This window comes from Mycolicibacter icosiumassiliensis, assembly GCF_900078685.2.
GTDB classification, from domain to species: domain Bacteria; phylum Actinomycetota; class Actinomycetes; order Mycobacteriales; family Mycobacteriaceae; genus Mycobacterium; species Mycobacterium icosiumassiliensis.
In genome coordinates, this window is the sequence record NZ_LT546170.1 from 500,767 (window position 1) to 511,394 (window position 10,628).

Annotated in this window: 8 protein-coding genes and 1 pseudogene; all 9 read left to right on the forward strand. The window is 67.4% G+C overall.

Features of this window, described 5'->3' with window-relative positions:
• Nucleotides 1-2: 2 nt before the first annotated feature.
• The gene (gene eccCa, locus BN4346_RS45060; protein ID WP_067976777.1) at nucleotides 3-4,211 is read left to right on the forward strand and encodes a type VII secretion protein EccCa; all 4,209 of its coding nucleotides are present in this window, start codon (nucleotides 3-5) and stop codon (nucleotides 4,209-4,211) included.
• A gap of 111 nt (nucleotides 4,212-4,322) precedes the next feature.
• Nucleotides 4,323-4,625: a PE domain-containing protein gene (locus tag BN4346_RS45065; RefSeq protein WP_067976778.1), complete on the forward strand. Its 303-nt coding sequence runs from the start codon at nucleotides 4,323-4,325 to the stop codon at nucleotides 4,623-4,625.
• A gap of 3 nt (nucleotides 4,626-4,628) precedes the next feature.
• Nucleotides 4,629-5,705, forward strand: a complete 1,077-nt coding sequence (locus BN4346_RS45070) for a PPE family protein (RefSeq protein ID WP_067976779.1) — start codon at nucleotides 4,629-4,631, stop codon at nucleotides 5,703-5,705.
• Between the two features lie 115 nt (nucleotides 5,706-5,820).
• The gene (locus BN4346_RS45075; protein WP_067976780.1) at nucleotides 5,821-6,138 is read left to right on the forward strand and encodes a WXG100 family type VII secretion target; all 318 of its coding nucleotides are present in this window, start codon (nucleotides 5,821-5,823) and stop codon (nucleotides 6,136-6,138) included.
• A gap of 36 nt (nucleotides 6,139-6,174) precedes the next feature.
• Entirely contained in the window at nucleotides 6,175-6,462 is a 288-nt protein-coding gene (locus tag BN4346_RS45080) for a WXG100 family type VII secretion target (RefSeq protein ID WP_067976781.1), read from the forward strand.
• Between the two features lie 101 nt (nucleotides 6,463-6,563).
• Nucleotides 6,564-7,412, forward strand: coding sequence for an ESX secretion-associated protein EspG (locus BN4346_RS45085; RefSeq protein ID WP_067976782.1), 849 nt, complete (start codon nucleotides 6,564-6,566; stop codon nucleotides 7,410-7,412).
• A 94-nt stretch (nucleotides 7,413-7,506) separates the two neighbouring features.
• Entirely contained in the window at nucleotides 7,507-8,523 is a 1,017-nt protein-coding gene (locus BN4346_RS45090; RefSeq protein ID WP_096867748.1) for a MinD/ParA family ATP-binding protein, read from the forward strand.
• Between the two features lie 5 nt (nucleotides 8,524-8,528).
• Complete coding sequence (gene eccD / locus BN4346_RS45095; RefSeq protein ID WP_078058854.1) at nucleotides 8,529-10,127, forward strand: type VII secretion integral membrane protein EccD; 1,599 nt, start codon at nucleotides 8,529-8,531, stop codon at nucleotides 10,125-10,127.
• A gap of 38 nt (nucleotides 10,128-10,165) precedes the next feature.
• Nucleotides 10,166-10,628, forward strand: a pseudogene (locus BN4346_RS45100) (type VII secretion-associated serine protease); the annotation flags it as partial.

The following is a 10,628-nucleotide window of genomic DNA, read 5'->3' on the forward strand; positions in this document are numbered from 1 at the left end:
CGATGTCAAAGCGCGCATTCGTTCCGGTCCGTCTTCAGGTTCCCGAGCCCAAGCCGGTGCGGGTCGCTCCCCGCGCACCGGACGCCCTGCCCGAACGCGAGCCACGCAACCTGTGGGTGATGATCGGCATGCCGGCGCTGATCGTCGCGCTGATCGGCACCATTGTCATGCTCTACGTGTCCGGGGTGCGCAGCCTGGGTTCGGGCATGTTCCCGATGGTGGGCATGGCCGGCCTGGGCATGCTGATGTTCTCCGGGCGATTCGGGCGGGCCCGCAAGATCAGCTGGGGCGAGCAGGAAAAGAATCGGCGCAGTTATCTGCGATCCCTCGACGGCGAGCGCGACGAGATCCAGAAAGCGGTTTGCGCACAACGTAATTCCCAGGAGTTGGTGCACTCCAACCCGCAGGATCTGGGCGCGGTGATCGGCGGGCCGCAGATGTGGGAGCGTCGCCGCTCCGACGCGGACTTCCTGGATGTGCGGGTGGGCGTCGGCGTGCAGCATGCCCCGGACTCGGTGCTGTCGGTGCAATGGCCGGAGATCCCGATCGACGAAGAGCTGGAGCCGGTCACCGGCCAGGCGCTGCGTGACTTCATCCTCGAACAACGCAAGATCCGCGACATCGCGAAAGTGGTCAACCTGCGCTCCCGCCCCGGCTTCAGCTTCGTCGGCGAGGATCTCGACGGGGTCCGCTCGCTGCTGCGTTCGGTGCTCAGCGGGCTGGCGGTCTTTCACAATCCGCTGGACGTCAAGTTGATGGTGGTGACCCGGCACCCCGAGCTGTGGTCCTGGATGGTCTGGCTTCCGCACAACCAGCACGATGAGCTGTTCGACGCCTGCGGGTGGCGGCGCCTGGTGTTCACCAGCCCGACCGAACTCGAGGCGACACTCGGCGCCGACCTGCACATGAAGGGCAAGCGCGGCGCCTGGCGGCCGCCATCGGCCCCCAGCCCCACCACCATGGGATCGGCGTTGGAGACCGGCGCCGACGGGCACGATCTGGGTCCGCACTGGGTGATCGTCGACGACAACACCGGCAGCCCCGAAGCCTGGGAGAGCGTGGTCGGGCGCGTCGGCAAGGAAGGCATCACGGTGCTGCGGGTGGCGTCCCGGCTCGGCACCGGTGTCGGGTTCGCCCGCGACGAGATCTTCGAGGTGATCGACCAGCCGGCCCGCTACAACACCGTCGAGGACGCCGCCCCGGCCCATCGCAGAGACGGGCGCGGCGCCGGCCCGTCACCACGACCCATGCTGCGCGCCGGCGGCAAGTTCTTCGCCCACGCCGACCAACTGTCGGTGCCGCGCGCCTACCGCTACGCGCGGGCGATGGCACGCTGGTCGCCCACCGCCAGTGTCGACGTCGCCGACGCCGGCAGTGGCGCCCTGGAACTGTTGCGCGCGCTGGGAATCGACGATGCCCGCGAGCTGAATGTCGACCGGCTGTGGGCCGAGCGGCGCAGTCGCGGCGACGAGCGGTGGGCGGAGATCCCGGTCGGCGCCAAGCCCAACGGCGAATTGCAGAACGTCGTGTTGCGCGCAAAAGACTTCGGCGGCTTCGGTTTCCACTCGGTAGTGATCGGCACCAGTGGCTCGGGCAAGTCGGAGTTCTTCTTGTCGCTGGTGTACGGCATCGCGCTGACTCACTCGCCGGAGACCTTCAACGTGATCTTCGTGGACATGAAGTTCGAGTCCGCCGCCCAGGACATCCTCGGCATCCCGCACGTATCGGCGGCCCTGTCCAACCTCGGTAAGGACGAGCGGCACCTGGCCGAACGGATGCGCCGGGCCATCGACGGCGAGATCGCCCGGCGCTACCGCCTGTTCAACTCGGTCGGCGCGCGCGACGCCAACGACTACGAGGAGATCCGGCTGGCCGGCCGGGACCTGGAGCCGGTGCCGATCCTGCTGGTGGTGATCGACGAGTATCTGGAGCTGTTCCAGAACCACCCGAAGTGGATCGACCTGATCATCCACATCGGTCAAGAAGGCCGCGGCGCCAACGTCTTCTTCATGCTCGGCGGGCAGCGCCTGGACTTGTCGTCGCTGCAGAAGGTCAAGTCCAACATCGCCTTCCGGGTCGCCCTGCGCGCCGAGTCCGGCGACGACAGCCGCGAGGTGATCGGCTCAGACGCCGCCTATCACCTGCCGTCGAAGGAGAACGGTTTCGGCCTGTTGAAGGTCGGCCCACGCGACTTGGACCCGTTCCGCTGTTTCTACCTGTCGGCACCGTTCGTCGTCCCCAAGCGCAAGACGTCGACGGGCAAGACCCTCGACATGACCTTGACCAAGCCCCGGCTCTACACCTGGCAGTATCAGCCGCTGGACGAGGCGGACGCCCAAGCGCTGCAGGATATGTCGGCTACCGACGCCGAGCCCGACGAGTTTCTTCTGCACGCCGACGGGTTCAAGAAGAAGAAGATCGTCGACGTGCTGCGCGAGTCACTGATCGCCGCCGACCGCAAAGCGCCGCACCTGCCGTGGCTGCCGCCGTTGGAGATCTCCGAGTCGGTCGACGCGCTGGTGGCTCGATACCGCGGGAAGCCATGGGATGTCGACTACGGCCGCAACCCCGGGCTGGTGTGGCCGCTGGCCATCAAGGACATCCCCGAGGACGCCCAGCAACTGGTTCACAGCGTCGACGTGTTGCGCAGCAACGTCATGGTGGTCGGGGCCAAAAGTCGCGGCAAGACCACGACGCTGATGACGCTGATGTGTTCGGCGGCGCTGATGTATTCCCCGGCGCGGCTGACGTTCTTCTGCGTGGGCGGCGCCACGCTGGGCTACGCCGAGACCCTGCCGCACGTGGCCGACATCGTCTCACCGGCCGACCGCGAGGGCGTGGAGCGCACCGTGGCGACCATGGCCGCGCTGATCAGCGCCCGCCAAGACACCTTCCGCCGCGACAAGATCGACATCAACGAGTTCCGGGAGCGGCGCTTCGGTTCCGGTGGCGACAGCCTCGCCGGTACCGACCCCAACGATCCCTACGGCGACGTTTTCCTGGTCATCGACGACTTCTCCGACCTCTACAACGCCGACACCATGCTCGGGGACCGGATCATCGCGCTCAGTGGTGTCGGTCCCGAATACGGAGTGCACCTGATGACCAGCGCGTCCGGCTGGATCCACGGCCAGCGCCAGACGTTGTTGCAGAACTCCGACGTGCGCATCCAGTTGCGGCTGCAGAACCCGGGTGAGAACGAGATGGGCACGGCGTCGCTGGATGCCCGTGACGCCGCCAAGCGCACCGTGAACCGGCCCGGCTTCGGTCTGACCGAGTCATTGCACGAGATGCTCATCGGGGTGCCGGAGCTGGCCGCCGAGGACGGCACCCGGATCGGCACCCGGGAACTGGGGACGCGGGTCGCCGAGGTCGCGGGCGTGACCAAGCACGCCACCCTCAAGCGGCTGCCGCCCGCGGTGGCGCTGTCGGAGCTCCTGGCCTACGACGTGGCTCAGCGCCCGCCCGCCCAGACCGCCCCGTCGATCGCGTTCATGATCGGCGAGCAGCACGAGCTGCTACCGGTACCACTGATGCTGTCCGAACAGCCCGGCATGATGATTCTGGGACGGGCCCTGTGCGGCAAGAGCGCCACCCTGGCCGCGATCGGCGAAGCGGTGATGGCGCGGTTCAGCCCACAGGAAGCCCAGATCACCATCGTCGACCCCAAGACCGGGCCCCTGCGTGACCTGCAGGGCGCCGGCTACGTCAATGCCTACGCCTACGACCAGGACGAGATCGACGAGGTGCTGACGACGCTGGCCCAGCAGGTTCTGCTGCCCCGGCTGCCCGCCAAGGGCCTAAGCCAGGAGGAGCTGCGTGCGCTCAAGCCGTGGGAGGGCCCGCGCCATTTCGTGTTGATCGACGACGTGCAGGATCTGCGGCCGGCGCAGATCCATCCGGCCAAGCCACCGGTGGGCGCCGCGTTGTGGAAGCTGATGGAGCGGGGCCGCCAGATCGGGCTGCACGTGTTCACCACCAGGAACTCGTCCAACTTCGGCCAGCTAGAGATGGACCCGTGGGTCAAGACGCAGCGCGCCGCCAAGGTGCCCACCCTGTTCATGGACAACGACCCGCAGAACAAGGTCAACCGGATGGTGCGGGCACAGGCGCTGCCCGCCGGACGCGGCCTGCTGGTCAACGACTCGGAAGTGGAAGGTGTCCTGGTCGGGGTGCCGTCGTCGATGATCCACAATTTCGAGCAGCAGTAACTGGTATTTACATCGTGAAGTGACGGCGGCCCCATATCGGTTTACGATCGATTCCGACCTGCCAACGTCGGCATAGCAGCGATGAGGCTGATGAGGCATAGGGGAGGAAATATGTTCTCTGTAGAACCGGAAGCGGTCCTGGCGTCATCGGGCGTCGAATCGGGGATCAGCGCCGAAACCGAGGCGGCCGCCGCATCGGCGAGTCCGGCACTGCTGGGCGTTCTGCCGATGGGTAACGACCCTGATTCCATCGCATTCCAGGCCGCCCTGCTGGCATCCGGAACCCAATACCTGGGCATCGTCGCCGAGCATTCGGCGCAGCGCGGGCTGTTCTCGGGTGCGCAGGCCACCGCCTCGGGGGTGTACGGCGCCACTGAGGCGCTGCGCGCCGCCACCGTCGCGCTCGGCGGCTAATCGGTGGCCGACCCGGGGTGGGCCGCCCGCACGCCGGAGACCAACGACATGTTGATCAAATCCGGCGCGGGTGTGCTGACCATGCTGGCTAATGGGGCGGCATGGACGGCGTTGGGTGTGGCCCACCATGCGTCGGGCATCGCCTCGGCGGTCAACACCGCATTGACCTCGATCGGATGGGTCGGCGCCGGCTCGGAGGGATCAGTTCTCAACGCAACCCTGCTGAACGTGGCCCTGCACGGGCTGGCGGGCTGGGTTGACGTCAAGGCGCCCATTGTCGCGACGGCCGTGGAGGCCTACCAGCTGGCCTACGGCAGCATGCGTACCACGCAGGAGTGCGAGGAGAACCGGGTCGAGACGGCCACCGACTACGGGATCAACCCGTCGGTGCTCGGCGCGTTGACGCCGCGCATCACCTCGCTGGAATACGAGTACTACGGCCTGTTCTGGCCCAACAACGCCGCCGTCGGCGCGTCCTACGGGACGGTGCTGACCGCGCTCACCTCCAGCCTGACGGTTCCCGCGCCGGTGGCCGGGATGGGCGCTTCGCCGGCGGCCCCGGCGGCAGCGGCCAGCGCGGTCGGCGAGGCAGCCTCCCAGGCCGCGGCCGGGGGCGCCATGCGCGCCGCCTACACCGGTACGTCGTCGGCAACCAATGCCGCCGGCCAGGGCGCCAACGCAGCCCAGGGCATGGGTTCGCAGATGAGTTCGATGCTGGGACCGGTCCAGCAGATCGGCTCGACGCTGATGCAGGCGCCGCAGTCGCTGATGCAGCTGCCTCAGTCGATGATGAGCCCGATGCAGTCGCTGATGGGCATGTTCATGAACCCGAGCATGCTCGGCGGTGCGCTCAATCCGGCGGGGGCCGGCGGGGGGGCGGGCCCCGGCGTGGGGTTGCGGCCCAGTGGTGCGCTGGGCTCCGTCGAGTCCCAGCGGGTGACGACCGCCAGCGCCGGTGGCATGGGTGGCATGCCCGTGGCCCACGGTGCCGGGGCGGGCGGAAAGGGCCCCGGAAATGGTCAAGGCGACCGGTCCTCCGACCGGACCAACACCGTACGAGTTGTCGACGACCGGGTGTGAACTGGGCGTTTGCTGAATACAGGGTGAATCGACACATCCGAGAGGAGCCAATACACTACCGCCAGCTACATCCCGCCGAACCCGGGGGGGTTGTTCTACAACCGAGGAGGAAACGATGGCAGCCATTGTCGTCACGCCCGAACTGATGCGGAACACCGCGTCGAAGTTGTCGCAGCACATCGAACACGCGCAGGCGATCGCCAACCAGTATCTGGCCGACCACGAGAACATCCTGAGCGCATCGACGTGGGACGGCGCGGGGTCACAGGCCTCGTATGCCACCGCGGGCCAGGTCCACCAGGACCTCCAGAAGGTCCTCACCGGCGGCCACCGCCTGACCGAAGGCCTCAACCAGGCCGCTGCCCTGATGGAATCCCACGAATCCCACTCCGAGCACGCCTTCCACTCGCTCTTCGGCGGACAGTCCGTCTAACCCCCACCCCCGGATTTCGAAAGGACACCGATCCCCATGGCTGACGGCATCACCTATAACCCCGGCCCCGTCTCCGATCACGCCCATAGCGTGGTCAGCAGCGCCGGCACCCTCGACCAGATCCACCAGGACTCCCACCAGCTCACCCAGATGCTGACCGAGTACTTCGCCGGGCACGGTGCGACCGGCTTCTTCGAAGCCCAGGCCCAGATGCTCTCCGGCCTACAGGGCCTGATCGAGACCATCGGTCAGCACGGCTCCACCATCGGCTCCGTGCTGGAAGGCGCCATGCAGACCGACCAGACGATCCAGTCCCTTTTCTGATCGACCCCGATCGTCACCGAGGTGGGGTGTCTGCGCTACCGGCGCAGATGCCCCATTTCGTGTGTCAGGCCGACTACCGCAACCACTGAGACGAGGGTGCCGTGCTGACTACGACGCTCGACGGGCTGTGGGTGCTGCAGGCCGTCACCGGGATCGAAACGCTCTGCCCGGAGCTGGGACTTCGGCCCCTGCTGCCCCGGCTGGACACCGCCGAGCGGGCGCTGCGGCACCCGATCGCCGAGGAGCTGACCGCGATCGGCGTGCTCGACGACCAGGGCGAAGTGGACTCGATGGTCCGGGAATGGCTGACGGTGATCATGCGGCGCGACATCGCACTGATGCTGAACCTGAACTTCCCCGGACGGCCCTCCGGCGACCCCCAGCACATGACCCGCGTCTCGATCAGCCGGTTCGCTTCCTGGTGGGTGGTGCTCGAACGCCATGACCAAGAGGTCCGGCTCTACCCCGCCGGCAGCGCCACCGACCAGACGGCCGCGGGCGATCTGCTGGTCGGCCAGATCGAGCGGTTGTGCGGCGTCACCGAGGCCGCCCAGCTGCGGCCAGTCACCCTGGACACCAAGGAGCTGCTCGAGCGGGTCCGCGACCAGGACAGTCTCCGCCGGTACCTGGCGGCCCAGCGGCTCGACATCGACCAGCAGCAGATCGTGGCGCTGGCCGCCGACCCGGAGTTGTCCGGGCAGGCCAACATCGTCGCGATCCAGCCGGGTGCGGGCCCCGAGGAGCTGGCTCGGATGGCTATCGCGGACACGGCGGTGCTGATCTCGGACACTCCGTCGGGCCGGGTCTGCGTGGAGAACATCGACACCGGCGGTCGCCGCTACCAGATCGTCTCCCCCGGCACACGCGGCGACGTCGCCGACGCGATCCTGCGGCTCATCGCTCGGCTCCCGGCCGGTGCGGACTGGCATTCACATCGGCGGGTTGTATGACGGTGAATTCACATCTTCACCATTACCCTGCATTACCGTCCACCGTCAGAATCGTCGCAAACGCGGATTCATCAGCCGTGTTAACATAACGCACGTGACGAGCCCATGGAATAGCCAGAATATGCCTGACGAAGGCTCATCCGGGCGGTGGGATCCGGCATCCAGCCACGGCTACCGGGATTCCGTATCGGACTCCATGCGCATTTCCGACCTCGCGACACCGCGCAAGATTCCACCCGGGTCGGGCTGGCGCAAACTGATCTATGTCATGTCGGCGAAAGTTATTAATCCCGGCGAATCCCCGCGCGAACGCCATTACCGTGATTTGCGTAATAGAATTCGTCGGCACATCCGGCGTCAGTACGTGATCACGTTGGTGTCCGGAAAAGGCGGCACCGGTGTGACGACGATGACCGCCGCTATCGGCAGCGTGTTCCGGGAATGCCGGCCGGAAAATGTGATCGCGATTGACGCCGTTCCGGGCTTCGGGACCCTGTCCGATCGTATCGACGAGCACCCGCCCGGCGACTACTCGGCCGTTCTGAGCGACACCGACGTACAGGGCTATTCCGATATCCGCGAGCATCTCGGGCAAAACGCCCTCGGTCTGGATGTCCTGGCCGGCAACCGCACCTCGGATCAGCTCCGGCCGCTCGTCCCGGCCATGTTCAGCGGGGTGCTGTCGCGACTGCGGCGAACCCACAACGTGATCCTGGTCGACACCGCGGCGGACCTGGAGCACCCGGTCATGAAACCGGTGTTGGAGAACACCGACACGCTGGTCTTCGTCTCCGGAATCACCGCGGACCAGTCCCGGCCGGTGCTACGGGCGGTGGACTATCTGGCCTCGCAGGGCTACCACGAGCTGGTGTCGCGGTCCACGGTGATCCTGAACCATTCCGCGCCGGGCGAGGACAGTGCCGCGGTGGCCTATCTGACCGAACGTTTCAGCAAAACCGGCGCCACGGTGGAGGTCATGCCGCATGACGCCCATCTGGCAAAGGGCGGAATCATCGACGTCCACAACGAAGTGAAGAAGAAGACCCGGCTGCGATTATTTGAAATAACCGCCGGTCTGGCCGACAAGTTCGTGCCCGACACCGAAAGGTAAGCGCGGTGACTTCTCCGACACCAGCTAAAGTCGCGTTTCCGGCACGCTGTGCGGTGAGTCTGGCCTATGACAAACATCTCGTGTCTCAGGTCTTCCCGGCCGGAATTCCGGTGGAGGAATTCTTCGAGGGAATGGTCGAGCTGCTCGACGAGGATCTGCGGCACCACGGTTTTGACGGGGTAGCTCTCCCCCCGGGCAGTTACGAACTGCATAAAGTCAACGGCGTCCGGTTGGACATCACCCGCAGCCTCGACGACCTGGGCGTCCAGGACGGCGACACCCTGGTTTTGGTCCCGGCCGTAGGCGGCGACTCCTTCGAGCCGCAGTACGAATCGCTGTCGAGTGCCCTGGCCGCAACCGCCCGCCGACTGGGCACCCAGCCCGAGATCAAGTGCCCGGAGTGCGGGCATAAAGCCGACGAGCAGACCGTGACCCGGCTACTCAACGTCAAGGTCGATCGGATGTTCGCGCCGGTCACCGCGTTGACCGCCGCACACACCGCGATCGGGCTGATGGCCATGGCCGTAGTCGTGCTGTCCGCGCTGGCGGTCCGGGCCCGGACGTTCAGCGACGGTTGGCCGCCCGCGGCGGTCCTGGCCGGCCTCGGCGGACTGCTGGCGCTGGGTGCCACGGTGATCCGGCGGAACTGGCCGGCGCGCGACGACTTGTTCAGCGGATTCGGCTGGCTGGCCGTGCTCGCGCTGTCGTGCGCCGCGCTGTGTGCGGCGCCCGGCGCCCTGGGCGCGCCCCACCTGATGATCGGGGTGACGGTCCTGGCGTTGGGTGCGATCGCTCTGAGTGTGCTGCTGCGTTCGCAGACCGCGGTGGCCACCGCGGTCGTCACCGCCGCAGGAATCGGCGCGGCGGTGGCGGCAGCGCGGATGTGGCATCCGGTATCGCCGCAGGTAATCGGTATCTGCATGCTGTTGGGCCTGCTGATCCTGTTACGCATGTCGCCCACGATCGCGCTGTGGGTGGCGCGGGTGCGGCCGCCGTACTTCGGTTCGATCACCGGGCGGGACCTGTTCGCCCGTCGCGCCAATATGCCGATCGATACGGTCTCCCCGGTCAGTCCTGAGGACGGCGAGGACGACGAGGACGATCTGGTCGACATCTCGGCACGCGGCGCCGCGATCGCGGCCTCGGCACGGTTGATCAACGCGGTACAGGTCGGGATGTGTGTCGCTATCGCCACAGCGCTGCCGATCGCGGTCTGGATGGTGTTGGAACCGGGCGGGGCCCGCTCGCGCGCCGCGATGATGCTGTGTGGTCTGGTGGCGGGGCTGTTCATCACCCAAGGCCGCGGTTTCGCCGGCCGCGTCCAAGCGATCGCCCTGGTTGGCGGGGCGTGCGCGGCCGTGCTCACCGGGATCGTCAAATACGCGCTGGCGAATCCGGGTGACACTGCCGGCGGATTCTTGTGGCCGGCCGCCGCCATAACGGTCTTCACCGGGCTCGGGGTGGCCGCCGGCCTGCTGGTTCCCGAGACCAAGTTCGTGCCCTGGATTCGGCTGGCCGTCGAATGGCTCGAAGTACTGGCGTTCATTGTGGTGGGGGTGCTTGGCGCTTGGCTGGGAGGACTGTTCGTGTGGGTGCGCAACTGAGCCGCGTGCGCGCCCGCGGGGCCGCGGTCGCCGCGGTGATGCTGTTGGTGAGTTTGTCGAGCGGCGCGCCGACGGCGCGGGCGATCGAGCCGCCGTCCGTCGATCCGGCCCTGGTGCCGGCTGACGGGGTGCCCGGGCCGGACCAGCCGATGCGCCGCTCGAACTCCTGCAGTGTGCCGATCACCGTCAGCAATCCCGACGTGGCCCAGCTGGCACCCGGATTCGACATGCTGGGGATCGCCGCGGCGTGGCAGTACTCCACCGGCAACGGCGTTCCGGTGGCCGTCATCGACACCGGCGTCACACCGAACCCCCGGCTACCGGCGGTGGCCGGCGGCGACTACATCATGGGCGGCGCGGAGGGCCTGGGCGGTCTGCAGGACTGCGACGCGCACGGCACCATCGCCGCGTCGATCATCGCCGCGGCCCCGCTCGGCGTGCTGCCGATGCCCCGCCCGATGCCGGAGGTCCCCGCGTTCCCCCCGCCGGCCGGTCCACCGC

Excerpts from the sequence above, each read along its gene's own strand:
- eccCa (WP_067976777.1), top strand. The coding sequence starts at position 3 with ATGTCAAAGCGCGCATTCGTTCCGGTCCGTCTTCAGGTTCCCGAGCCC.
- BN4346_RS45065 (WP_067976778.1), top strand. The coding sequence starts at position 4,323 with ATGTTCTCTGTAGAACCGGAAGCGGTCCTGGCGTCATCGGGCGTCGAA.
- BN4346_RS45075 (WP_067976780.1), top strand. The coding sequence starts at position 5,821 with ATGGCAGCCATTGTCGTCACGCCCGAACTGATGCGGAACACCGCGTCG.
- BN4346_RS45080 (WP_067976781.1), top strand. The coding sequence starts at position 6,175 with ATGGCTGACGGCATCACCTATAACCCCGGCCCCGTCTCCGATCACGCC.